19 protein-coding genes are annotated in these 25,203 nt (G+C 40.9%); 8 read left to right on the forward strand and 11 right to left on the reverse strand.

Annotation, left to right across the window (positions count from 1 at the left end; genetic code table 11):
- Positions 1-118: 118 nt before the first annotated feature.
- From ACK8HY_RS22640 to ACK8HY_RS22665, 6 genes are all read right to left on the reverse strand, one after another.
- The gene (locus ACK8HY_RS22640; RefSeq protein WP_416134916.1) at positions 119-1,303 is read right to left on the reverse strand and encodes a metallophosphoesterase; all 1,185 of its coding nucleotides are present in this window, start codon (positions 1,301-1,303) and stop codon (positions 119-121) included.
- A 171-nt stretch (positions 1,304-1,474) separates the two neighbouring features.
- Positions 1,475-2,119 carry a TetR/AcrR family transcriptional regulator gene (locus ACK8HY_RS22645; RefSeq protein WP_416134917.1) on the reverse strand — a complete coding sequence of 215 codons (645 nt, stop codon included), beginning with the start codon at positions 2,117-2,119 and terminating at the stop codon, positions 1,475-1,477.
- 84 nt (positions 2,120-2,203) lie between these two features.
- The gene (locus ACK8HY_RS22650; protein WP_416134918.1) at positions 2,204-3,478 is read right to left on the reverse strand and encodes an aminotransferase class I/II-fold pyridoxal phosphate-dependent enzyme; all 1,275 of its coding nucleotides are present in this window, start codon (positions 3,476-3,478) and stop codon (positions 2,204-2,206) included.
- Between the two features lie 1,017 nt (positions 3,479-4,495).
- Positions 4,496-5,146, reverse strand: coding sequence for a DedA family protein (locus ACK8HY_RS22655; RefSeq protein ID WP_343559363.1), 651 nt, complete (start codon positions 5,144-5,146; stop codon positions 4,496-4,498).
- A 303-nt stretch (positions 5,147-5,449) separates the two neighbouring features.
- Complete coding sequence (locus tag ACK8HY_RS22660; RefSeq protein WP_416134919.1) at positions 5,450-6,604, reverse strand: redoxin domain-containing protein; 1,155 nt, start codon at positions 6,602-6,604, stop codon at positions 5,450-5,452.
- 70 nt (positions 6,605-6,674) lie between these two features.
- Entirely contained in the window at positions 6,675-7,337 is a 663-nt protein-coding gene (locus ACK8HY_RS22665; RefSeq protein WP_416134920.1) for a hypothetical protein, read from the reverse strand.
- A gap of 184 nt (positions 7,338-7,521) precedes the next feature.
- Between ACK8HY_RS22665 and ACK8HY_RS22670 the strand changes: the two genes are divergently transcribed.
- The 4 genes from ACK8HY_RS22670 to ACK8HY_RS22685 all read left to right on the forward strand — a co-directional run bounded on the left by ACK8HY_RS22670 (position 7,522) and on the right by ACK8HY_RS22685 (position 11,329).
- Positions 7,522-7,974 (forward strand): DinB family protein, encoded by a 453-nt coding sequence (locus tag ACK8HY_RS22670; protein ID WP_416134921.1) that lies wholly within the window; start codon positions 7,522-7,524, stop codon positions 7,972-7,974.
- A gap of 48 nt (positions 7,975-8,022) precedes the next feature.
- Positions 8,023-8,490, forward strand: a complete 468-nt coding sequence (locus tag ACK8HY_RS22675; RefSeq protein ID WP_416134922.1) for an OsmC family protein — start codon at positions 8,023-8,025, stop codon at positions 8,488-8,490.
- Between the two features lie 166 nt (positions 8,491-8,656).
- Entirely contained in the window at positions 8,657-9,892 is a 1,236-nt protein-coding gene (locus ACK8HY_RS22680) for a TCR/Tet family MFS transporter (RefSeq protein WP_416134923.1), read from the forward strand.
- Positions 9,893-10,033: 141 nt separating this feature from the next.
- Positions 10,034-11,329 carry a DUF389 domain-containing protein gene (locus tag ACK8HY_RS22685; protein WP_416134924.1) on the forward strand — a complete coding sequence of 432 codons (1,296 nt, stop codon included), beginning with the start codon at positions 10,034-10,036 and terminating at the stop codon, positions 11,327-11,329.
- 311 nt (positions 11,330-11,640) lie between these two features.
- On the opposite strand, the gene ACK8HY_RS22690 is transcribed toward ACK8HY_RS22685, so the two are convergent.
- Entirely contained in the window at positions 11,641-12,564 is a 924-nt protein-coding gene (locus tag ACK8HY_RS22690) for an SRPBCC family protein (protein ID WP_416134925.1), read from the reverse strand.
- A gap of 197 nt (positions 12,565-12,761) precedes the next feature.
- Between ACK8HY_RS22690 and ACK8HY_RS22695 the strand changes: the two genes are divergently transcribed.
- Together ACK8HY_RS22695 and ACK8HY_RS22700 are read left to right on the forward strand one after the other, a co-directional pair.
- On the forward strand, positions 12,762-13,751 hold the full coding sequence (locus tag ACK8HY_RS22695; RefSeq protein ID WP_416134926.1) for a GlxA family transcriptional regulator: 990 nt from the start codon (positions 12,762-12,764) through the stop codon (positions 13,749-13,751).
- 109 nt (positions 13,752-13,860) lie between these two features.
- Entirely contained in the window at positions 13,861-14,148 is a 288-nt protein-coding gene (locus tag ACK8HY_RS22700) for a hypothetical protein (RefSeq protein WP_416134927.1), read from the forward strand.
- Positions 14,149-14,638: 490 nt separating this feature from the next.
- Here ACK8HY_RS22700 and ACK8HY_RS22705 read toward each other — a convergent pair whose 3' ends face one another.
- From ACK8HY_RS22705 to ACK8HY_RS22720, 4 genes are all read right to left on the reverse strand, one after another.
- A complete protein-coding gene (locus tag ACK8HY_RS22705; RefSeq protein ID WP_416134928.1) occupies positions 14,639-16,669 on the reverse strand; it encodes a heavy metal translocating P-type ATPase in 2,031 nt (676 codons plus the stop codon).
- 37 nt (positions 16,670-16,706) lie between these two features.
- Positions 16,707-18,017 carry an efflux RND transporter periplasmic adaptor subunit gene (locus tag ACK8HY_RS22710; RefSeq protein WP_077433179.1) on the reverse strand — a complete coding sequence of 437 codons (1,311 nt, stop codon included), beginning with the start codon at positions 18,015-18,017 and terminating at the stop codon, positions 16,707-16,709.
- A gap of 7 nt (positions 18,018-18,024) precedes the next feature.
- A complete protein-coding gene (locus ACK8HY_RS22715) occupies positions 18,025-22,356 on the reverse strand; it encodes a CusA/CzcA family heavy metal efflux RND transporter (protein ID WP_416134929.1) in 4,332 nt (1,443 codons plus the stop codon).
- 152 nt (positions 22,357-22,508) lie between these two features.
- Positions 22,509-22,838: a DUF6660 family protein gene (locus ACK8HY_RS22720; RefSeq protein ID WP_077433175.1), complete on the reverse strand. Its 330-nt coding sequence runs from the start codon at positions 22,836-22,838 to the stop codon at positions 22,509-22,511.
- Positions 22,839-23,336: 498 nt separating this feature from the next.
- Here ACK8HY_RS22720 and ACK8HY_RS22725 point away from each other — a divergent pair, with 498 nt between their 5' ends.
- Together ACK8HY_RS22725 and ACK8HY_RS22730 are read left to right on the forward strand one after the other, a co-directional pair.
- Positions 23,337-24,950 carry a hypothetical protein gene (locus ACK8HY_RS22725; protein ID WP_416134930.1) on the forward strand — a complete coding sequence of 538 codons (1,614 nt, stop codon included), beginning with the start codon at positions 23,337-23,339 and terminating at the stop codon, positions 24,948-24,950.
- Positions 24,951-25,002: 52 nt separating this feature from the next.
- A complete protein-coding gene (locus tag ACK8HY_RS22730) occupies positions 25,003-25,170 on the forward strand; it encodes a hypothetical protein (protein WP_416134931.1) in 168 nt (55 codons plus the stop codon).
- The last annotated feature ends 33 nt before the right edge of the window (positions 25,171-25,203 follow it).

Here is a 25,203-nt window from a genome sequence, read left to right on the forward strand (position 1 = left end):
TTACCGTCCCGTTTGGACTACACTAGGCTATCTAAATATAATAAAAATAAATCTTTGAAACAAAAAAATGTTGTCCAATCTGATCCTCGAACAACATCATCGCCGCACTAGCCGAAAACTATAAATTAGATTTTTTCAGGGTGATAACAGTAATTTCTGGCCATACACCGATCCTGCCTTTGAGTCCATGATAGCCGAAACCGCGGTTAACATACAAATATTTCCCTTGTTTTTGATATAAGCCCGCCCACTGTTCGTAGAAATATTGTATCGGGCTCCATTTAAACCCAAATAACTCAATACCAAATTGCATCCCATGAGTATGGCCTGCCAATGTCAGGTGCACGTGTTTGTCATGATCTAAGGTAACATGATCCCAATGTGACGGATCATGCGACATCAATATATTAAATGAGTCGGTCGACAACCCAGACGTTGCTTTGCTCAGATCCCCATATTGATGGAAACCACCCTTGCCCCAGTTTTCCACACCGATCAATGCAATGCTTGCCCCCTTTTTCTGAATAGTAATAGATTCGTTCAATAATAGCTTAAACCCCATCTCCTGATGAATTTGTTTCAGCCTGACAAGATTAGACGCCTTTAACTCAGCGCTATCCCAAGGGGTATAATCTCCATAATCGTGATTTCCGAGTACAGAAAATTTGCCAAACGGAGCCTTTAATGCGGTAAAATCCGAGATCCAGGATTCCATCTCTGCCGCTTTGTTATTAACGAGATCGCCAGTAAACAGAAGCAGATCACTCTGTTGTGCATTTGCCAATGCAATCCCTTTTCGGACAGCCTTTATGTTGGATAAACTCCCGGAATGAATATCCGAGATCTGTGTGATCTTAAATCCGTCAAAGGCATCGGGCAGATCCGAAAAACTTAAAACTTCCTCCCTTACCCGATATAAATATCGCCCTCTAGTAAGGCCAAAAGCAATAATTAAAACCAGGACTAGTGCCAATACTAGCACAAATTCACTCAAATATGTATTTCGTGGCGGAAAATTTTGTAATACCCGAAACAAATCTTCTGTCAATAAGATTGGAAATGCCGGTAATTTGGGAATAAATACAATTAAAAAAGATGTGACCAGATTTCCCGCCAGTTGTTGAATATCTTTCCCTTGTTGCCGAAGAAAAACCAAGGTAAATACTCCGATGAGCAACAATAAATCTAAATACCAGTAAACCTTGTGTAAAAATGCCGTATGAATAACAGTTGTAAATGCCTGAAAGAAATAAACATCAGCAACTACAAACATTATGAATATAAGCAATAACCTCTTTGCCATGTTTTAAATCATTTAAATCTAAACCGGCGAATGATATGCCAAAAAAGCGCGTGATCAAGAAGATCGCTTCCCAAAGAAAATAGTGATAACACCGTGACATTAGCGGTACTTATCAATCGGTTCCCTTTTCTATTATTGACAGATTGGCAGTGTTATGTTATTTTTTTGTTTTCAGTCCGATTTTTTTTCATTTTCTCCATAGGCCCAAGAGAGAATTGTTTTAACCGCATTGCGAATTCTATCTAAGCCATCAGCGTTTAGTTCAATCTCACAGAAGGTGCTGTCTGTATTTATGGAATGGAGCACCAAATAATAGATCCCCGCAGTCAGAATACTACTGATCGCCCGTAAATCGACATCTTTCCCCTCCATTTCCCGATCGGCAAAGGCGAAAAACAAAGCGCTCATCTTTTCCCGTTCCCTTGTGATCTGCGACATGATTTCAGATTTTTCACTGATCTGCCAAAGGACGGCTTTCTGCATTTCTGTATTTTCCAGAAAGCTATCCATCTGATTCAGCAGCAATGATTCGAGAAAACCCTTCGAACCCTCGGTTGGTGCAGTACCGAAATATTCAACGGCACCTAGCGTAGCAGCTACCCAGTAGTCTTTACTCCTGATGTACGTTTCCACTAAATTTTCAACGGAACCGAAATAAAGCGAAATGAGCTTCCTGTCAACACCTGCTGTTTTAGAAATATTAGCAATTGTTAATCCGGTATACCCCTTATCCCGAAGAACCTTACCAACGGACAAAATAAGTTTGTTCATGGTACGTTCTTTATCATTCTTTTCTCCTTTATAAGTTTTACGCATGCGTTATTGATATGGTATTGATCTGGACCCTAAAATTAAGGATTCAGATCAATATAATAAATATTTAAATAGTATAAGATTTATTTATCTCGATTTTTTTAAGCTTACGAGCCTACTGATATCCTCCAATGTATTTAATACTTTATCCAAATGTTCTTTGGTATGAGTGGCCATCAGACTTGTACGGATACGGGCATCCTTTTTTGCCACACCGGGATAGACAATACAATTGGCATAAACACCACGTTGCAATAGCATACGCGATATCTGTGCGGTACGGATTGGGTCACCAATCTTTATTGGAATAATTGGCGAAGATGATGCACCGATATCGACACCCAAAGCAAGCAAGCCATCCTTAAAATAGCTTACATTATCCCTAAGCCTTGTCCGCCAGTAAGGCTCTTCATCAATTAAATCAATGGCCTTCAATAGGCCAAAACTTGCTGGTGTTGATGTAGAGGAAAATACCTGTTGCCTGGACTGATATCGAAGGTAGTTAACGATTTCTGGTGTGGAAACGATAAACCCACCGATATGACCGAGTGCCTTACTCAACGTACCAGCGATAATATCGACTTTGTCCAGAAGATTATAGACTTCCATGACCCCTCTACCGGTATCGCCCATCACCCCTATGCCATGCGCATCATCCACCATTAAATAGGCACCATACTTCCTTGTTAACGCATAAATTTCATCCATTGTCGCTACATCACCATTTTGGGAATATACCCCATCAATAATCACCAGTTTGGTTCTGAACATATTCTCCGCGTCAGCCAATGCGCGTTCAAGATGAATCATACTATTATGGGGAAAGCGTTTGACATTCGTATTCAATAAACCCTCATAAACACTAGCATGTACTTCCATATCAACAATAGCACAGTCTTCCTGTTTCAATAAGCTCAATAAAGTAGAACTATTTGCAGTATATCCGGTTGTAAAGACGATGCTCGATCCTTCCGGGCGATTGAAAAATTTACAAATCTTATCTTCCAGTGCGACATGATATTCATGGTGTCCTCCTATCAAGGGTGATGCGCCTGCTCCAGTACCATATTTCTCTATCCCGGCTATGGCTGCGGCTTTTACTTTGGGATGTTGGGAAAAATTAAGATAGTCGTTTGACACAAGACTAATGCATTCCGTTGGTTTCTCTAAAAATGCTGAGCTAACTATCGCAGTCGGCCCGCAGCCCTGTGTTACAAATCTAAAGTTAAGATGTTGATTTTCTTTCATATAATTGATATAGGAACTGAAATACTTTGCAGTATCCACCATATCAAGGCCAGCAATATTCTCAAATTCTTTGAAACTTGCTGTCGCAAAATCAATGTGATCATTAATTTTCATAGATAGTTTTTTAGGTATTCATAATAATACCATAAATATAAAGTAAAAATCAGATTGTTATCTCGTCAGCAAACCATTTTAGAGGAAATTATAGAGAATGCCATTAGGATAGCACAAAACAAGCTTATCTGTAAAAACCCGATTTTAACAAAAAACATCTAGAGCAACTGACACATCTGCTGAAGAAAAGAATATAGAAGGGGCCAAATGAACTGCGATTATAAACAACAGTGGCAGCCCCTACAGCTACCACTGTTAAATTATACACCTACCTACAGTATACATATCAAATTTACATTTTATAGGGAAATACCCCCTATCTAAAAGCTTATTCAGATTGCGCATTAAAACCGAATAAGTAAAAACGTCGTATTGATGTACAAATATAAAAAAATAAAATTTCCCTTGTATGTTAAAATTAAAAAAAGATAATAAAAATACTTTTGAGCTGCTCTCGCCTCGGTTTTATACAAAACCAAATTACATGTTTGAACTTTGTATCTATAGTTACGATATTTTTTCATTCCTATAAGAAAATATCAGTCTACCCTCCATATGAATAATAAATTTTCTCAAAACAAGGAATATTATAAATTATTGTTATAAATTTGAATAGTAAAAAGGGATAAAATAACCTATTGTTACTTTATGCTATATGTCAAGCGAATAAACAGATGAATGAATCATAAACTCTGAAGGATGTAATAAAAGAAAAATGGCCACTAATCTGTTGATTTGTAGCCATTTATGATAGGTATACTGTAGGGTGCTGCGCAATAATGCTGTAAATCTACGGAAAAATACTGTAAACATTTCCTTTTCGTAAAAAAAATGTTTAAAACACAGATGAAATTAGTAATAATATAGATAATAATTTCCTTGAAACCTGTTGAAAAATCCGAAGGTTTACCGATTTCACCCTATCTTATTTATTGAATTACCATGACAATACTCCGCCGCTTTCACATTTAGTTGTCCGGCAGTCTTCCTTTGGATTAAGATGATGTGGGCCAGTTCTTATTGGGCAATCTTTGCTTTATCTTTCGAAGTAAATGCTTTTACAATGACCGGCGCTGTTGCAATCAGTACAATAACGATAATAACTAGCTCTAGATTCTCCTTCACCCATACATTCTCGCCCAACAAATAACCCAGGGTAACCAGGCTTCCCGACCAGACAATTGCACCAATCACATTGTACAACACAAATTTTCTGAATTCCATTCCAACAATACCGGCGACAATGGGCGCAAAAGTACGAACAATAGGAAGAAACCTCGCAAGAACAATGGCACCGCCCCCCCTTTTTTCGTAAAACTCCTGAGCTTTAAAGATGTAGCTCTTTTTGAAAAACCAGCTATCCTCCATACTCATAATTCTTTTTCCAAAAACCTTCCCACACCAATATCCTACAAAGTTACCCAAAATTGCAGCTAAGGACACAAGCACAATCCAATACAATAAAGTCGGTATCTGCTCCGAAGGTGGAATGCTCATATTGGAAACTATCATGCCAGCAATGAACAGAATAGGGTCGCCGGGAAGAAAAAATCCAATAAGTATGCCCGTTTCAGCAAAAATAATAAATAACAGAAGGTATAAGCCGCCATGAGAAACAATCCAATCCGGATTTGTGAGGTTATTTAGAAATTCAAAAAAAACATCCATCAAATAAGTCGAATAATATCAAAAACAAAAAATAATCAGTCTCTCTTCCAACGACCTGACGCCCTTATCCTACCAATTGTATTAAAATAAGATACAAATGAAAAATAATTTTTTTAAGTATCAAGCGTTCAGTTAAACCCACCTAGAGCCCGAATATCGTATAGCCATGTGATCTTTAATTAAAGACGCAAGATAGAAAATAGCTTCCAATTGTAGGCAATTTTTCGCACTTATTTTTGGAACAAAAATCCATTTTAGAAAAGGTCTGTTGAAGGGGATATTTGGATTAGAAATATGGCGTTCTTACGGATTCGATCGGTCTATAAAGATCTTTTTTAGTAGATCATGCAAATCGTCCCCCCTTAGGTCACGGGCAATTATTCTTCCTTCTGGATCGAGCAGAAAACTGGCCGGAATAGCATTGATTCCATAAATTTTTGCAGCGAGACTATCCCAGCCTTTTAGATCAGAAACCTGAGGCCATAATAGGTTGTCTTTCTTTATGGCTTCGACCCAAGCATCTTTCCGTGCAGCATCGTCCAGGGAGATTCCCAATATCTCAAATCCTTTATTATGATATTTTTGATAAGCTTTTACCAGGTTGGGATTTTCTGCACGACAAGGGCCACACCAACTCGCCCAAAAATCTAACAATAAGTGCTTTCCCAAATAGTCCGAAATTTTGACGGCCTTCCCCTCCGGGTTGTTGAGCGTTAGGTCTGGCGCCTGCTGCCCGACTTTGGTCTTGAACTGGGCTTCTAACTGCAACGGAATTACCTTTCCCAACGGACTTTCTTTTAGCCTATTCGAAAGACCATCATACGCTGACTTAGCCGATGCATAAAATTTCTCCTGACCGGCAACAAAACTTAAACCAATTACACTGATGTATGAATCAGGATGGCTTCTAGCAAAATCCAGATAGACACTGTAATTTTCATCCATAAGATTCTTTTCACGCATGACAAACTGGGCAAATATGACAGAATCTTTCTGTTGTTCTGGTGGAAGTTTGGCAAATTCTTTATTTAATGCGTCAAATTTATTGTCAACAGTTTTTTTCATCTCTTGGAGCTCCACATTTTCCGTATTGAGCTTGGAACCATTCCACACAATATTTTTTAGTGAATCCTTCGCGTTCATTCCAATCTGAGCAGCTTCTAAATAAAAGCGGATGTAGTCCAGCTTTTCATTGGGCTGCAACTTGGTTGTATAGGGATTTTTATGGAGATAAAGTGTAGAATAAACCGGATACCCGAGCTGCCCCTTAAAGGTAAAGCGCCCATCTTTGGCTGCTGTTGAATCGACAAACGAAACACCATCATTGTTATAAACCAGAAAAAGCTTACTGCCATCTTTCAATTGATCTACTTTACCTCTAATTATGTAATGACCCTGAGCAAAGGTCAAAATAGGAAGTAGCAAAAATAAGGATAAACACCGTAAAGAAGTTCTCATCAAGCTCAGCTTTAAGTCTATTAATCAGATAATTATTAAAAATAGTAAATTTATTTCAATCAATTGAAATTTAAATATCCTGAGATATCCGTGTATTGGGAAATAATTTTTTCACCACGGCAATCAATTGCTCAACTTCTTTCATATCACCACCTATTGGAACGGCGATATGTGAATCTTCTAAGTTATATAAAGCGGAATCCTTTATCTTCAGAAGCATTTCACTTTTGCTCTTTCCAGGGTAGCGTTTAAAATTGATCTCCTGGATATCATTGACAAAGACAAATTGATAATCACTCAAGTATATCCCGTTGGGAGCCAACTTGATGATTGTTTTCCTGCCAAATGGAGTCAGCAAAAAATGCCCGCCAAGAAATAAGATGAAAACTCCAAAGATTGATTTCTCGTACAACATACCAATTCCCGAAAAGCAAATAATTGATCCAAAAATCATCATCGCTAATATACTTGGACTTACAGTATATGTCTCTTTGTAATTTATCGTCGCTTTATTCAATGAGCGCTGATGCACTGCTTTATATTTTTGTATAAACTCTCTTTTTTTTGCATCTTTTTTCCATTCCAGGAAATAATATAAATTGATCAGGGTCAAACCAATAACACAAAAGCTGAGCCCTGTCGATTTCATTTCGAATCGATAATACAACAATAGACTGGATACAACATACATGACATTGTATCCTATGACCCTATAAACTCTTTTATTATTCATCCAGCATCCATTAATTATCTGCAAAGATAATCATTCCACCTATCATTCATTCCTTAATCAACTGACATCACATGTTCATTTATGAACAGACCGCACTTACCCGATCAGCAATAAAATTGACGTTTCAATCCACATTTACATAGGTAATTTACGTATATTTATTACCGCAATTAAGTAATCAGAGATGTCAAGCCCGTTAGTACAATTATGGTTATATAACGATTGGGCGAATAACCTGCTAATCGAAAAAATGAAACAGGAAGTTGAAAAAACTCCCCCGGTTTGTCTACGGCTATTCAGTCATATAGTGAATGCGCAACTGATATGGTTATACCGGTTGAATGGAGAAAAACCACCCGTAGGAGTTTGGGATGAGCACAGTTTGTCAACATGTGAACACTACCATAGACTCGCTTCTTCGGGATTTAAAGCAAAAGTCCTCGCTCAGGAGGCTGAGATAGCAAAAACTATATCCTATACCAATACAAAGCATGAGCAGTTCCAAAATTCGTTTGGAGATATCCTTTTACATGTGTTTAATCATGGCACCTATCATAGAGCACAAATAGCTTCCGAAATGAGAAGAAATGGACTTGAACCTATCAACACGGATTATATTTCTTTTGTTCGAACATAAAGTTGGTATTAAAAAGTAGAAATTAATAAAAAATGCTAAATTCATTGCATGAGTTTCAAACATTACTTTAAGGCTGGTTTAATCTGGTTTCGCCAGGAACAGTCGGCATCGTTATCCAAAATATACCACAAGAGTCATCGGATTTCCATCCAGGGCAAGGCGGATTTGCAGGTTTCGGCAGCAAAAGCCTTCAAAGGTGATCCAACATTACACAACCCCGAAGATCTTTTCCTAAGTAGCCTTGTTTCCTGCCATATGATGTCTTATCTCTATGTATGTTCCAAAAATAACATCGACGTGATTTCTTATACGGACAATGCAGAGGCAGTTTTAGAAACTCGTTCTGATGCCAGTGGTCGATTTGTGCAGGTTGACCTATTTCCAGAAGTCATTATTTCGGATCCCGATAAAATAGCGTTGGCGACATCACTACATCAAGAAGCAAATCAACTTTGCTTTATCGCCAATTCCTGTAATTTCCCAGTACGACATCATGCTGTTTGTCGCGCTATTTAGGCGCTGAAAACAGGGTCAATACAAATTTATTTATCTGGCAGATTCAAGACTCACAACATGAATAGTGGCATGATCGGGCAATTTTCTCAATTAGCCCGATAGTTTACCACAAATTAACCTTTTAAAATATAGGTGAATTTTTTCGGGAATTTTCTATTTTTAGACCATGATTGACAACTCCAAGAAAAAGGCCGCCATAGGCTTTATATTTATCACATTACTTATCGATATCACAGGATGGGGTATTATCATTCCAGTGGTCCCCAAGTTGATTGAAGAACTGATCCATAGCGACATCAGCGAAGCGGCGAAATATGGTGGCTGGCTGGGTTTCGCTTATGCTTTCACGCAATTTATATTCTCACCTGTAGTAGGTAACCTGAGTGACAAATATGGACGAAGACCGATTATTTTGATTTCTTTGTTTGGTTTTGCAGTAGACTACATTTTTCTCGCCCTTGCTCCCTCGATAGGTTGGCTATTTTTGGGACGGGTTATCGCAGGATTGACCGGAGCAAGTTTCACAACTGCCAGCGCTTATATCGCGGACATTTCTACGGATGAGGATCGGGCCAAAAACTTCGGATTAATTGGCGCAGCCTTCGGCTTGGGCTTTATTATTGGCCCTGTAATCGGCGGACTACTTGGACATTACGGCGCGAGAGTTCCTTTTTACGCTGCTGCAGGCTTATGTTTATTGAATTTCCTGTATGGGTATTTTATTCTACCTGAAAGCTTGGATAAGGATAAGCGACGTGCTTTTGACTGGAAGCGCGCTAACCCCATCGGATCCTTTCGCTTTTTGGGCAAACACCCTGAGATTTCTGGCTTGATCGTAGCATTGATCCTAATCTATATTGCAGGCCATGCCGTACAGAGTAACTGGAATTTCTTTACCATGTACAAATTTGATTGGACCGAAAGAATGGTTGGCATCTCACTTGGAGTCATCGGTCTCTTGATTGGTCTTGTACAGGGTGTCTTGATCCGTTGGACCACACCAAAACTCGGCGAGCAAAAAAGTATCTATTATGGATTGATATTTTATGCAGTAGGATTATTATTGTTTGCATTTGCCAATCAGGGCTGGATGATGTTTGTCTTTCTTATCCCTTATTGCCTGGGTGGAATATGTGGGCCTGCATTGCAATCTGTCATTACCAAAAATGTGCCATCAAATGAACAAGGCGAACTTCAGGGAGCACTAACCAGTTTAATGAGTGCAACATCGATTATAGGGCCGCCAATGATGACTAATCTGTTCTACTTTTTTACACATGATAATGCCCCATTCAAATTCTCTGGAGCGCCATTTTTTCTCGCCTTTATTCTAATGACAATCAGTGTCATTATCGTATATTCAGCCTTTAGTAGGAAAAATAAGAAACACATTGAAAATTAAATTCAGGAGCTACATAACAAGATGCTTTGCCCTAAACATTAACTTAAGTCAAAAAACGATATATAATTATTCGGACAACGGTTTTTGGATTTAAGGCAGTCAATTCTCTTATGTATATTCGCATAGAGAAAACAATCTATTATGAATAAGATGCTCCGATTTTTTGATCTGCACCCAGGCGAGGAACGAAAAGAAGCCGTTCTTGATAATGTGATCAACAACATTTCATTCCGTGGTGCCAACGCATGGATTTTGGCCTGTGCCATTGTTATTGCTTCTGTTGGTCTCAATGTGAATTCAACAGCGGTAATTATTGGCGCTATGCTTATTTCCCCACTCATGGGTCCGATTGTGGGCGCCGGGTTTGCGCTGGGTACATTTGATTTTCAGCTCTTAAAGAAATCTATTAAGAATCTATTGATCGCAACCCTGATCAGTCTGGTTGTATCCTATTTCTATTTTCTTCTAAGCCCATTTAAAGAAGCGCAATCCGAATTGCTCGCCCGCACTTCACCCAATATCTATGATGTACTTATTGCACTTTTTGGGGGATTAGTCGGTGTTATCGCCATAACGCGGGTAGATAAAGGTAATCCAATACCAGGGGTGGCTATTGCGACAGCGCTGATGCCGCCGCTCTGTACCGCAGGCTATGGACTGGCGATCGGCAACCTAAGTTATTTTGCTGGGGCTTTATTCCTCTACATTATCAATTGTGTATTTATATGTATAGCGACATTTACGATCGTAAAGTACCTCAGATATCCCAAGAAACATTATGTTGATCCAAAAAGGGAAAAAAGAATAAGTCAGAGCATCACCCTGATTATTCTGGCCTTGGTAATACCAAGCTTATACTTCGCCTATAATCTGCTACAAGAGAAGAAATACACGAATAAGGTTAAACAATTCGTTCAACAACAATTTAGTGATAAAGGTTACACGGTCGTCTACGAAAAATTGCTCAATAAACCAAAACGTTTAGAATTAGCATTTTTAGCAAAGAAATTTAGTGACCAAGAAATCGCGGCTTTGAAAAAATCTATGGAATCGTTTGGTATCGCGCAAACTGATCTGATCATCCGTCAGGATAGCCTCGATCTAAAAACAACAATCCTCAGTGAGATCGACAAAAGAAGCGCTGCTGTAAATGATAAAGATCTAACCATCCGGGCGCTTAACAATGAGCTAGCGAAATATCAGGTAGCAAGCCCCCAATTAGATAAAGATCTAGCAGTACTTTTTCCAGAACTACAATCCTATAGCATAGGACAACAACAGTATTATGCAAAAAAAGATAGTTTAGCGAATGTAGTTGCCTTTATTTATTCGTCAAAAAATCCTTTAGCTGAAGGACAACAATTAAAATTACGTCTATGGTTAAAAAACCGTTTTCCAAAAGACAGCCTGGAGGTCATAGATAGGAAATTCAAATAGGCTGTGTACTATTCGATTTCAAGTATGAACAGTTGATCGAAACAGGGACTACCTCGGAAACGGCCCAGTACTTACCAGTTCTATTGTCCACTTCTGGCTCTATTTGCACAGGTCTTTCAGACCAAAAGATCGTCGTGGACGATCCGTCTCCCCCCTAGATACGACAGTCCCAATTATTGCGATATAATTGGGACTGCACTTGTATCACCCCCTAAATTAAATATTACCAACTCCTTCTCAAATAAATCAATGCTCGTACGGTGAGCGAAAATTGACCAAACTAGTTTGAATCCAGGTAAAGCTGTTCTGCTTTATTTATTGAATTCAGGATAAGGAAAACCTTTTCCTGTTTCACACAGAAATTTCAGGCTTCTGAAGAATAATGCCCAATCATAGCTACAAGAGGCAAATTCTCCACTGTAACTGTCCCAACCGTCATGATGGAACAAGAGTATACAACCTTTCTGATGGGGTATCAATTCAAACGTCAGTGTTGTACCTACCCATTCCTCAAAGCCCGCCTTACATTGCCATGCGACAAGTGCATAAGGATATAACGCAAGGACTTCCATTTTTTTGAAATAATCAGGGCCAAAGCCAAACCGCAAGATGCTTCCTATTTCCGGTGCTGCAATGGTATCGGGCGTCCACCAGCCTGCCAGCCCTTCCTGAGTAGTGATTGCCCAGTATACTTTTTCAACTGGGGTTTTAATCAATAATCTATGATAAATACTTTTACCCTTTTGTTTTGCCAACAATTGTTCCTTAACTTCCGCTAAGGACAATATGTTCTCTTTGGGTGTAGCAAGCCCCTGTCCTGTTAGAATCAATTGCTGCAGACTTTCTTGGATATAATATGTCCATGCAGCCTGACAGACATCATAACATTCCATATCAGGCACCAGCCCCTGATGAGTAAATTTTAATTGCGTCTTACCGCCGAGATCAATGATATCAAAGATCACATAACTCTCCACCCATTCCTGTTTATCGGTCGTAAATTTGAAATCGTTCTCCAATACCCGCCATACAACTTTGACATTGCTCTGCACTTCAACGAGCTTTACTTTACACTCGTGTATATCCTGGTAGTGATAAGAAAATACATCATGTAGTGCTGCTGTGCCGCCTTCAATGTTTTCTGACCACCAGCCACGAACATTGATAATCGCGTCATATACCTGTTGCGGCTTCGCTTCAACGATTATATCGGTTGTAAAATCTTTTTTTTCCATCCTCTATTTTTTTGTTAATATTTATTTTTCAACCACTTAAATATCCAGCCTCCACTAGAATAAGTCAAAGTTATATACATTTAAGATTTAAAATAGGGTGCCAAATAGACATTCTGAGCGGTTGATTTGGACAACACATTTCCTTATATTTGAATAATGGACCATACATCGGATCATTCAATTTTAAACCAAGAAAGATGAAACACTTAACAATTTTGGTACCTGAAGTTCAGACTGGCCCAAATACACTTTCATGCATTATTGGCACTTATCATATCTTTACCGAAGCCAATAGGTACTACCAACAACATCATGATAAAACGGTATTTGAAATTGAACTCGTCGGACTTTCCAGACAATCCGTTTTCCTGAATGGTTTACTCGCTGTAATGCCGCAGAAAGAAATTACTGCTGTCCAGCGGACAGATCTGATTGTAATTCCTGCCGTTGCCCCAGACTTCACTGTATTAAACACCGAAAACAGACCATTTATAGACTGGATATGTGAACAATATCGCAATGGAGCTCAGGTTGCCAGCATGTGTACCGGAGCCTATATCCTTGCCTCAACAGGTCTTTTAGAAAAGAAAAACTGTTCAATCCATTGGAGCGCCGAAACAAATTTCAAACAGTTATTTCCCAATGTCATCATGAAGACCGACCGTATTATAACAGATGAAGAAGGCATTTGTACCAATGGTGGTGGATATTCATTTCTGCACCTGCTCATTTATCTGGTTGAAAAGTATTATGATCGAAAGACGGCAATCTATTGTTCCAAGATATTCCAGATTGACCTTGACCGGCAACAACAATCTGATTTCGTTATCTTTAATGGTCAAAAAAGGCATGGCGATGAAATGATCATCAAAGCTCAGGAGTATATTGAGCATAATTTCGCCCAGAAGATTTCCATTCAACAACTTTCAGAACGATTTACCGTTGGCCGACGGAACTTCGACCGGCGATTTATAAAAGCGACAGGTAATACACCAATTGAATATCTCCAAAGGGTCAAAATTGAATCTGCAAAAAAAGAACTGGAAATCTCCGGAAAAACAGTAAACGAAGTCATGTACGAAGTAGGCTATTCCGATTCAAAAGCCTTTAGGGAAATATTTCGCAAAGTTACCGGACTCTCTCCTTTGGCCTATCGCAACAAATACAACAAATCCGCAATGAAATAATGATTCTTTGTCCTGCATTCGTAATGGGTCGGTAAAAATTATTTCCAATCTCATCAGGATAGAAAATAGAAAAATACAACAAATTTGATCCTGTCGCTGTTCTACGATTATGGAAAGACACTATCACAAAGGAAACAGCATTTACAGTGGTCATAGTTCCCACAAGGTGGATAGTACAAGAAAGTACGTCGTCAGTGAAATTATCCGCGATGGTGAACTTGCTGGCGTGGGCATTTATTATGATGGAACTGAAGAACTGCGAGCCGCTGTCGTAAAGAATGAGCAAGGGCAAGCTGTTGAAATCCGCAATTTACATGATGAGCATTATCCCGAAGCCCAATCAGATGACGACTTGACAGTGCTCTGGCCGCTCTATGAGAAACTTTTAGCAGAATAAGCATCAGTTCCCCTCCACTCGACAACTCTTTTGTTAAAAAAAGTATATAAAACATATACTTTTATATCGATAATACTAAAATTATTCATTTTATTATACTTAATAGCTATACAGAATTTAAAAAAAAAATAATACATTTTAAAGGATTAAACAAACGCTATTATAGCTTTTAGGAACAGAGTCCGAGTCTTTGCGCTTATTCGACTTATAGTCGGCCCTTCTTTGGGGCTCGGTATGCCTTTATTCGCCCCTCAGTCGATATGCGAGCATAATCAATACACCGTCACACCACCATGAAACCGTGTTAGACTCGGACTCACCACGGACTCACCACGGATGCATGTCGGACACAGAACGAAGCAGGTACGACGCAAGGCAGACGGAGGTTCGACGAAATCGCCTGCGATACCCGAACCCAGCTGGGAGATCAGAAAACCTACCCTTCTGGCATTTCAGCCCGAAGGGTAAGCACATCTTAACGAAAATTAAATTAGAACTTCATCTTCTGAATGCGAATCGCGTTGACTATGGCAATAAGTGAAACACCAACATCTGCAAACACAGCTTCCCACATGGTCGCCAGCCCTCCGGCGCCAAGGATTAGAACAACTCCCTTGACCACAAATGCCAGGCCTATATTTTGGTAAACCACTTTTTTGGTCTGTTTACCAATATGAATCGCCATTGGTATCTTTGATGGTTTATCATCTTGGATAACTACATCTGCCGTTTCGATGGTTGCATCACTGCCTAGTCCCCCCATAGCTATACCCACATCACTCAAGGCCACGACAGGCGCGTCGTTGACTCCATCACCAACGAAAGCCACACTTTCACCAACAGAATTTATCTCCTTGACTTTATTTACCTTATCTTCCGGAAGAAGATCTCCAAAGGCTTTATCAATCCCCAATTCCTTTGCCACATACGCGACAACCGTACTCTTATCGCCACTGAGCATGGTTGCTTTCACTCCAAGTTTATGCAAGAGTTGTATGGTCTGTGCAGCATCTCCTTTGATACTATCTGCAATGGTAATATATCCGACGAAGCGATTGTCCCATGCAATCGCTATTGTCGTATAAACGATCGTATTGGGATCGATGGTATAGGCTATTTTAAACTTGTCCAAAAGTTTAAAATTACCAACCAGCAATACCTTGCCGTCCACATTACCCTTCAGTCCATGCCCCGGTATTTCTTCGACATCGGTCAAATTTACAGATTCATCGAACTCTCCCACATATTCCCTGATTGCTGTGGCTACAGGATGGCTGCTATGACTTTCGATTTTATTGACCAGTCTGAGGATTGTTGCTGCCTCAAAACCTGGTTCCAAACGGACTTCCTGCACTTTGAAAACTCCTTCGGTCATTGTACCGGTTTTGTCCATAACAACATTCTGTATCGCTGCCATCGCATCCAGAAAATTACTTCCTTTGAACAGAATACCGTTTCTACTCGCAGCACCGATGCCACCAAAATAGCCCAATGGGATCGAGATAACCAAGGCACATGGACAGGAAATCACGAGAAACACAAGCGCGCGATAAAGCCAATCGCTAAATACGTATTGCCCGACAAAAAAGTAAGGTAGCAGACAGATCGCTATCGCCAAAAGAACCACGATCGGCGTATAGATTTTTGCAAATTTCCGGATAAAGAGTTCCGTAGGCGCCTTCTGCGAGGTCGCATTTTGTACAAGCTCAAGGATTTTGCTCAATTTACTGTCCTGGTATGCTGTTGTCACCTTTACCAGACTCACGGTATTCATGTTGATCATTCCGGCCAGCACAACTTCACCTTTGGTCTTTGTGTCAGGTTTACTTTCTCCCGTCAACGCCGCCGTATTGAAGGAAGCGGTATCGGAGATAAGTTCCCCGTCCAAGCCCAACTTCTCCCCGGGCTTCAGTTGGATGACATCACCGATTGCTGCAGCATCAGCTTTAATGACCCTGCTACTACTTCCCTCAACGATCGTCACCTCATCTGGACGCTGATCGAGGAGCGCCTTAATATTACTCTTGGCACGGCTGACCGCCAATGTCTGAAACACTTCGCCTACCGCGTAAAAAAGCATTACAGCAACACCTTCTGGGTATTCTTTGATTGCAAAAGCCCCAATGGTGGCGATGCTCATCAGTAAGAATTCAGAGAAAATCTCTCCTTTCCCAATACTCTTCAATGCATCTTTAATCACTGGAAATCCAACCGGAATGTAAGCCAGTACATACCAAATGATCCGGATCCAGCCCTTAAACCATTCCTGTGGTACCCAATTGTCCATTGCAATGGCTACAATCAGCAGGACAAATGAAATTATTGCGGGCAGAAAAAGCTGTAATGTGTTGCCTTCCGCCACTGAATGATCATGACCGTCATCATCACTGTGACTATGTGCCTGATCCTGGGCAGGCGCGCCCTGTATTAAACGTTGGGCGCCCGCCTGATTATATATTTTTTCCGTCTGTGTACAACAAAGTTGTTTACCTTGTGCATCATAAATATGTTTGTGTTCCATACCTAATCATGATTACTTTGTTAACAAATGCGACTACTTAATGTTCATGCCCTCCTGTATTGCTCATCTTGGCATTGATAAAAAATGCCCCTTTCACAACGATTCTGGTCTGCGCAGGAATTTCCTGTACTGGTGTAATTGCTGTATATCCCAATGCTGAAACACCTTTTTGAATTTCAATTTTCTCAAAATTCACATTCTTACCCTGTTCAGTGGCATGTTTAGCCGCTTCTGATTCATTTTTATGTTCGTGCTTAGTCTCACCCTCATCATGCGCATGTCCATGATCATCGTGTCCTTCTTCATGCTCTTCGACCTGCTTACTTGTTTCTACGAAAATGTAGAACTTACCATCCGCTTCCACAATCGCGTCATTTGGAACGGCCGGAGTGGTCACATTATTGATTCCGATCATCCCGGTAATATTCATACCGTCTATCAGACCAACCTTGCTACCGATCACAGTACTATGAACAGCAATTGTTTTACTATCATTTTCAAAAGACGATCCTATCGTAAATACTTTAGCTGAATAAGTTTTATCAGGGTTGTTTGTCAGCTGAAAATTTATAATCTGCCCAATTTTGATCATAGGAAGATCCTTTTCAAAAACCTGAAGATCAAGGTGCAATAGACTATTATCTATAATCTCAATAACCGGCGATGAAACATCCACATAACTACCTATTTTGGCAAAGACATTACTCACAGTACCGTTAATAGGACTTGTCACCACAAGTGAAGACCGCAAATTGGAAAGGCTCACAGTGTTGGGATTGATGCCCATCAGTTGGATCTGCTGCTGCAGCGATGCTTTTCTGGCGCGAAGGCTATTGAAATCAGCCGTCGCGGACTGCAAGTTTTTCCTTGCTCCGGCGTTGCCCTCATTGAGCTCTTGCTGTCTTGCCATCTCCTGTTCTGCAAGCGTAATTTTACTCGCCAGCGCAACATATTCTTCCTGAAGCTGAATAAATTGTGGATTCGTAATGGTTGCTATGACCTGGCCTTTGCGCACGATGTCACCTAGTTGTACATTTAAAGTCTTAATTACGCCACCATACAAGGTTGTCGCATTGGCTTTATTGTTATTGGGAACACTCAGAAGACCATTGGCTTTGATCGTCGCTGTCAGCTCCTTTTCCTCGATCGTTCCGAAAGCAATACCTACAGCCTTTATCTGTTGTTCACTCAAGGCCGCTACGGTCACTGGCCCTTCCTCATGGCTTTCTTCGGCAGCACCTTTCCCTTCCTCCTTCTTGGCATCGCCGGCACCTTTTGAATCTGATCCGCAGCTATATAAAACTGTTGTAATCGCTAGTGCAAAAAATATTTTTATGATAACTCTCATTGTTGACTTATTTATTATTAAAGTAATTGTATTGGATTGCTGATTGATTATATTGATTGAGCACATCTAAATAGTTCTGTCTGATCCCGATCGCCTGACTCAAGAACTGGCTCATCTCCGCAAAACTTATTTCACCGGTTCTGTAACCAAGGCTTGCGGCTTTGATGATGGCGTCAGCTTGCTTGAGGCCCGCGGATTCATAGAACTGCAATAACGCCGCATTTTTTTCAATATCAGCCAATGCATTCACCTTATTCGTCTGAAAAACTTGTGTATCATATTCCAGTTGTCTTTGTTGCGCCTCCATTTCCGCGTTTGCAGCCTTTACCTTGCTTTTATAAGCACCCAGGCCAAATACAGGAAATGACGCCGATACCGAGAATCCTGTAAAAGGATCTTTTGCGCCCCAAAGGCGCTGCGAAAAGAATCTGCCCGAAAATTCAGGCTTATTTGTATTTTTCTGTACCGCAATATTGGAGGATGCAATATTGACATTCTGTTGTTGCAAAGCTAAAACAGGATGTGAAGCATCAACCGATGGATTTTGTACATCCACGTCCATTTTTATCTTTTCCAGCGATTGCTCTACAGGTAATATCCATTCATTGCGATTAAGAAGCATCATCAATTGCTGCTGCTGAACCAACATATTCTGCTTGTTTTGAACCAATTGAGCCTGCAACTCCCGTAATTTCGCCTCCGCGGCAATTTTATCCAATGCTGCGACATCTCCGGTTTTGAAACGTAATTCGGTCGCCTTAAACATCGCCGAGTAGATACTGTCCAGCTCCACATAGAGCTTCTGTCTATCTTGAAGATACCAGAGCTGATAATATGCCGTGCGTACATCTTTCTTGATATTGGCGTTGAGCACTTCGGTATTCAGATTGGCATATTTTAGTTGCTGCTTAAAATATTCCTTACGCGCCGAATAGAGTCCCGGCCAAGCAATGCTTTGCGTGATACCGATTTTCATGATCCCTGTCTTGTCGCTGGGTCGGTAATCTTCATTCTCCACAAAAACACCTGTCTTTGGGATTTCATTGGCGGTCTTGACATTATAAGTCGCTCCGGTTATTTCAGCCGCATTGACCTGAAACTGGCGATTGCTCTTCAATGCCATGCCGATTGCGTTGTCAATCCCGATGCGTTCTTGTGAAAACGCCTTAAATCCAGTGGCAGAAAATAGGAAAACCAATATGGTCGTAATAGTTTTACCCGCATTTCCTTTTTTCATATTCAGTTTTGAGTTAAAAATAATATAAAGTAAAGGCAGTACGAACAAGGTCAGGAAGGTTGCGGTCACCAGTCCACCGATCACAACTGTGGCCAGCGGTTTTTGAACTTCTGCACCAGCACTCGTACTGATTGCCATGGGGAGAAAACCCAGCGACGCTACCGTAGCAGTCATCAGCACAGGGCGCAACCTGGTCAGTGTTCCCTCCTTTACACGCTGAAAAATATCATCCATACCCTCCTTCTTCAATTGATTGAAAGTCCCGATCAATACGATCCCATTTAGTACAGCAACACCAAAGAGGGCAATAAAACCGATTCCCGCGCTGATACTGAAGGGCATGCCACGGAGCATCAGGGCAAATACACCACCAATTGCGCTCATCGGAATTGCCGTAAAGATCAGTGTTGCTTGCTTAAAGGAATGGAATGTAAAATACAATAACATAAAGATGAGCAAGAGGGAAACAGGCACCGCAATCATCAGACGGGCACTCGCTTTCTGTAAGTTCTCAAACTGGCCACCATAAGTAAAATAATAACCCGAAGGCAATTTAACCTTGCTGGATAGCTGCTGCTGAATATCTTTGACCACGCTTTCCACATCTCTCCCTGCGACATTGAAGCCAATGACAATGCGTCGTTTACCCGCTTCTCTACTGATCTGTGCCGGACCGAGTTTATAATCAATGGCCGCTACCTGCGATAGTGGAATCTGAATACCAGTATCAGTCGGAATCATCAGATTGCGTACATCGTCTATACTATTGCGATGTGTCGTATCCAGACGAACAACTAAATCAAAACGGCGTTCATTTTCATAGATCTGTCCTGTGCACTTACCTGCGAATGCTGTACTCACCACATCATTGACATCTTGAATGGTCAGACCATAATTGGCAATGCGCGTACGGTCATAGATGATATTGATCTGTGGCAATCCCGATACCCGTTCCACCTGCGGGGAAGTAGCCCCTTTAACGGACTGGATCTGTGCTGCCACAATATTAGCGTAGGATGCCAGAGAATCGATGTTCTCACCGAAAATCTTCACGGCGACATCCTGACGAATTCCGGTCATTAGCTCATTGAACCGCATCTGTATCGGCTGGTTCTTTTCAAAGAAAACACCAGGGATAACTTCCAATTTCTCCAGGATAGCAGCTCCGAGTTCATTATAACTGCGACCTGACTTCCATTCCTTTTGAGGTTTCAGTACCACCATCAAATCTGTCGCTTCGGGCGGCATAGGATCGGTAGGTACTTCCGCAGCTCCGGTTTTACCAACAACCATTTTTACCTCCTCAAACTCCTTAATGATACGGGAAGCCTGCATGGAAGTTTCTATACTTTGCGAGAGCGAGCTCCCCTGTGGTAATATGCAGTGAAAAGCATAATCCCCTTCCTGTAATTGCGGGATAAACTCTCCACCCATATTTTTAAAGAAGAAAACAGCTATGGCAAAAAAAGCCAGCGTCAAGCTAACGATGATATATTTGAAACGAATGGCATTCTGCAGTAAAGGCGCGTAGATCCGCTGAAGTTTTTCGATAAAACGATCGCTAAAAGTCTTCTTGTCATGATGCTTTTTGGGTAAAAACAGCGCACACATCATCGGAATATAGGTCAGTGAGAGAATTAGTGCACCAAAGATTGCAAAACCCACTGTTTGCGCCATCGGACGGAACATCTTTCCTTCCACGCCCACCAATGTCAGGATGGGAATATAAACAATCAGAATAATAATTTCACCAAATGCTGCACTGGTCCGGATTTTTGACGCAGATTCAAAGACCTCATGATCCATTTCCGACTGCGTCAGCCTTTCAGTAGACTTGCGTAAGCCAAGATGATGCAGCGTCGCTTCCACAATAATGACCGCGCCATCGACAATAAGACCAAAGTCTATTGCACCTAAACTCATTAAATTGGCACTCACACCAAAAACATTCATCAGCCCCAAAGCAAACAGCAGGGATAATGGAATGGCTGAGGCGACAATAAGACCAGCACGAAGGTTTCCCAAAAACAGCACCAATACAAATATAACGATCAGCGCTCCCTCGATTAGGTTCTTTTCAACAGTACCTATTGCGCGGCCAACAAGATCTGTCCGGTCCAGGTAAGGCTCGATCACGACATCATTAGGTAAGGATTTTTGGATCGTAGGCAGCTTCTCTTTTACACGCTTGACCACCTCATTGCTATTTTCCCCCTTCAGCATCATCACGACACCACCCACGGCATCCACTTCCCCGTTATATGTCAGCGCACCATACCGGACCGCATGTCCAAAACGCACGTCGGCTACATCTTTGACATAAATAGGTACAACACCCGTCTTTTTGATCGCAATATTCTTCACATCCTCCAGTGAGGTTGCCAGCCCAATGCCGCGAATGAAGTATGCATTCGGTTTTTTGTCAATATAGGCACCTCCGGTATTCTGGTTATTCTTCTCCAGTGCGGTAAAAATTTCGGGGATAGTGATATCCATCGCTTTCAGACGGTTAGGGTCTACAGCGACCTCATATTGTTTTAATTCACCACCAAAGCTATTCACTTCGGCAATACCGGGTGTTCCGTACAGCTGGCGGGCAACGATCCAGTCTTGCATGGTCCGTAGATCCTTTGCATTATACTTGCTTTCGCTTCCCTTTTTGGGGTGAATGATATATTGATAGACCTCTCCCAAACCTGTACTGACAGGAGCGAGTTCGGGCTTACCGATACCTTGGGGAATTTGGTCCACCGCTTCCTTTAACCGCTCGCTGATAAGCTGGCGGGCAAAGTAAATATCGACCTCTTCTTCAAAAACAACGGTAATAACCGAAAGTCCAAAACGTGAAATACTTCTGATTTCTTCGATCTTTGGCACCGTAGCGATCCGCTGCTCGATCGGGAATGTAACCAGTTGCTCCACTTCCTGACCAGCCAAGGTCGGACAGGAAGTAAAAATCTGTACCTGATTATTGGTAATATCCGGAACGGCGTCTATGGGCAGCTTTGTGGCACTCCAACCACCCCAAATAATAAGTAACAAGGTCATTAAACCAATAATGATCTTATTCTTGATGCTAAATTTGATAATACTATCTAACACAATATGCTTGATTTATGCTTAAATAATAGATATATATAGAATATCTCATTTCCCTGTAAACCCAAAGGTTACAGCCACACACCCGTCGCTAACATAAATTAGAAAAGCAGTATTTTCCAATAATGTTTGCGTACGGTTATAAAAAGTTGAAATTAAGCATCTACCTTAGGCGGCTGCCAGATAGTTCCGAAGTAGTTGGATGAAATAGGTATATCGAGAACGGGCATACGATTATCAAAATAAATTGAAATCGGAATACCTTCGATTTTTGGTAACTGATATTCGAAGACTGTAATATTTCCGCTACAACAGTTACAATAGCAGAAAATAGAACAGCTATCGTTCGTGTCTTCAGTATGGTTATGGGGTTCGTTCAGCTGCGTTTCCATGGCTGTCACCTCGCTGCGAATATTCGCATCACTGCATGGAACAAAGGAAAGTCCCAAGATATAGGTGATCAATATGAAAACAATTACCCTCATTGTTATACAAATGTAGAAAAATAATTCAAAAATTTATTCTTTTATAATAAGGCCGCTACCATATTTACCCAGCCATATAAATAGTTCATAACTTTTCATACGAAAACTGTGCCATAGCATTCAGGCTTGCTCTCCTAGGAATCAATCCTGCTAGGTTCCCATCCGCTTATTTAATATTAACCAAAAGGAAAATATTCCCCCAGTAGATTTATAAATAAAAAAATAAGCAATTAATTGCAAAATGCTAAAAATCAACACTTAAAGAATAATGCTCGCTTGTAGAAGTTTCTCTACAAGAAAAATTACTTAGCGAAAATCATAATGATTAAACAGGATGTGATATCTATAATTGCAGCGGAAAATTTAATACTGATCAAAAAACATGATGAAAATAGGTTTTAATAATTATTAATGTCACGGATAAAAAAAGTAAAAATCAAAACGTACAAATCAATCAAAAACACTACAAAACCAAGTTAAATTAAAATGTCTACTTACATGAAAACGAAAAGTTATCGCAACCTTAGAAATGGACTCATAATGGGCTGCATGGTACTGGTTGCTTCAAGTATTTACTCTTGTAAAAAGAGTGGTGAAAACACAGCCTTGACTGATGAAACAATTGTCAAGATCAATCTCCAGGGAGTTGAGGCTTATGGTGCAGATGGTAGCAACAGCATTGGTCAGAAGCAGGGCTCTACAAAAGCTGCAGCCAACAATGCTTCTGAAATACAGGAGATGACTGTCCCCTTTGGCAATAGTTCTTCCATTGATGTTGTCTTGACAAGTAGCTCTGCTCCCGCGGTCAATAAGGGATTATCGGCCTCATCGGGTACCAAAGCAGCAACTTCAGCTCAGGTAACGGAGAAGAAGCTGGACAAGGATGTCAAATATAAAGTCGTTGTCTATGACAGCCAAGGCAATTATGTTACCGAAAAGACCTATAGCTATGGTGGAGAAGCTGCAGCAGAAGGGATTGCTCTTGATGCCGGAAAAACATATACCTTTGTCGCTTATTCGACCAATAGCACGAGTACAGTACCGAACCTTAGCAACCAAAGCACTTTGTCATCGGCAAGCCTTAACAATATCAGTGGCGACCTCATGTATTTTGCGAACACGCTGCAAGTAAATAAAGGTGTCAACAACCTGAATGTCATCTTAAAGCACCGTTTCAGTCAAATCACAACAACAATGACCATGGATGCCAATATGACCGGGGCAATTACTAAGCTTGAAAATGCTGTATTTAACCCTAGTCATACTTCGGCCAACCTCAAACTGTCGGATGAAGCACTTACCTACAACGGTTTGAACGATGCTGGTGTAGCTGCACAATTTCCGGCTTTGGGTATCGGTTTACGTACAGTTGTCAGCACTCCTTCCCTGTTGATCCACCCTGCAACAAATGCGGGAACACTGAAATTGGGCACATTGACCATTGATGGTGAAACCAAATCAAATGTCAGCATCCCAAATGTAAAAATCAACCCAGGACAGAAGTATGACCTGCAGCTTAATTTCAAAACCTGTACACAAGATGTGACCACAAATGGACTAAACTGGAGCTACCCTGTCGCATACTCCAATGGGAAACCGGGAATCCGGATCGACGGAGTCTTCTATCCGAGCGGAACGACAATATCCAAAAGCTTCACCGCACCTGCTGCAGATTATGGATTTGTGTTTGATATCACCGAACTGGACAATGCCTTCAACATGGAGATAAACGGCGTAAAACTGGCAAAAAACGAAATTCAGTTTGAAGTTGGTGCATCCTCAGCACAAAACATCCAATTCCTTGACGGAAGTAAATATGCGGGCACAAATGTACAAACAGGCAGAAGAATTGACCAAATCTACAATATGCTGGGAACTGCTGCCAATCCGTTGATCAAACTTGTAATCAGCAGAACAGGTAAAGTGACGATGTTCGGAAGCAAAACAAATGGCGGACCACTTTATGAGCTTGTATTGGTCAATGGTAATTCCTTCAATACTTTCCCATGGGGAAGTACACAGAGCAATACCGTAAAAGTCACTCAACTGGTTGATGGTCGTACAATCATTAAAGGTGTAGGAGCTGGAAAGAAGAAAATCCCTTGCAGCTAAGAATGTTTAGATCAAAATAAAGACAAGTTTATCACATATAATAATAAAGACTATGAAAAAGAAAATGGCCTATATCGCACCGGAGGTGAAGGCGTACCTGATCGAACTTGAGCAGGGCATCGCAGCCGGTTCAGCAAGCGCTAGACCCGAAGACTCCAACGGACAAGTCAGTGAACAATGGGATCTTGGCGACAATGACAGCAGAACGATAGACTGGTAACAAGCCCCACAGCATCAGTATGTATAAAGCCGT

Origin of the sequence: Sphingobacterium sp. NGMCC 1.201703, from assembly GCF_047784615.1 — a bacterium.
Taxonomy (GTDB): domain Bacteria; phylum Bacteroidota; class Bacteroidia; order Sphingobacteriales; family Sphingobacteriaceae; genus Sphingobacterium.

Coding starts and splice junctions, on each gene's coding strand:
- ACK8HY_RS22730 (WP_416134931.1), top strand. CDS start 25,003: ATGAAAAAGAAAATGGCCTATATCGCACCGGAGGTGAAGGCGTACCTG.
- ACK8HY_RS22665 (WP_416134920.1), bottom strand. CDS start 7,337: ATGAATAATAAAAGAGTTTATAGGGTCATAGGATACAATGTCATGTAT.
- ACK8HY_RS22640 (WP_416134916.1), bottom strand. CDS start 1,303: ATGGCAAAGAGGTTATTGCTTATATTCATAATGTTTGTAGTTGCTGAT.
- ACK8HY_RS22670 (WP_416134921.1), top strand. CDS start 7,522: ATGTCAAGCCCGTTAGTACAATTATGGTTATATAACGATTGGGCGAAT.
- ACK8HY_RS22710 (WP_077433179.1), bottom strand. CDS start 18,017: ATGAGAGTTATCATAAAAATATTTTTTGCACTAGCGATTACAACAGTT.
- ACK8HY_RS22660 (WP_416134919.1), bottom strand. CDS start 6,604: ATGAGAACTTCTTTACGGTGTTTATCCTTATTTTTGCTACTTCCTATT.
- ACK8HY_RS22675 (WP_416134922.1), top strand. CDS start 8,023: ATGAGTTTCAAACATTACTTTAAGGCTGGTTTAATCTGGTTTCGCCAG.
- ACK8HY_RS22695 (WP_416134926.1), top strand. CDS start 12,762: ATGAAACACTTAACAATTTTGGTACCTGAAGTTCAGACTGGCCCAAAT.
- ACK8HY_RS22655 (WP_343559363.1), bottom strand. CDS start 5,146: ATGGATGTTTTTTTTGAATTTCTAAATAACCTCACAAATCCGGATTGG.
- ACK8HY_RS22690 (WP_416134925.1), bottom strand. CDS start 12,564: ATGGAAAAAAAAGATTTTACAACCGATATAATCGTTGAAGCGAAGCCG.
- ACK8HY_RS22685 (WP_416134924.1), top strand. CDS start 10,034: ATGAATAAGATGCTCCGATTTTTTGATCTGCACCCAGGCGAGGAACGA.
- ACK8HY_RS22645 (WP_416134917.1), bottom strand. CDS start 2,119: ATGCGTAAAACTTATAAAGGAGAAAAGAATGATAAAGAACGTACCATG.
- ACK8HY_RS22720 (WP_077433175.1), bottom strand. CDS start 22,838: ATGAGGGTAATTGTTTTCATATTGATCACCTATATCTTGGGACTTTCC.
- ACK8HY_RS22700 (WP_416134927.1), top strand. CDS start 13,861: ATGGAAAGACACTATCACAAAGGAAACAGCATTTACAGTGGTCATAGT.
- ACK8HY_RS22650 (WP_416134918.1), bottom strand. CDS start 3,478: ATGAAAATTAATGATCACATTGATTTTGCGACAGCAAGTTTCAAAGAA.
- ACK8HY_RS22705 (WP_416134928.1), bottom strand. CDS start 16,669: ATGGAACACAAACATATTTATGATGCACAAGGTAAACAACTTTGTTGT.
- ACK8HY_RS22725 (WP_416134930.1), top strand. CDS start 23,337: ATGAAAACGAAAAGTTATCGCAACCTTAGAAATGGACTCATAATGGGC.
- ACK8HY_RS22680 (WP_416134923.1), top strand. CDS start 8,657: ATGATTGACAACTCCAAGAAAAAGGCCGCCATAGGCTTTATATTTATC.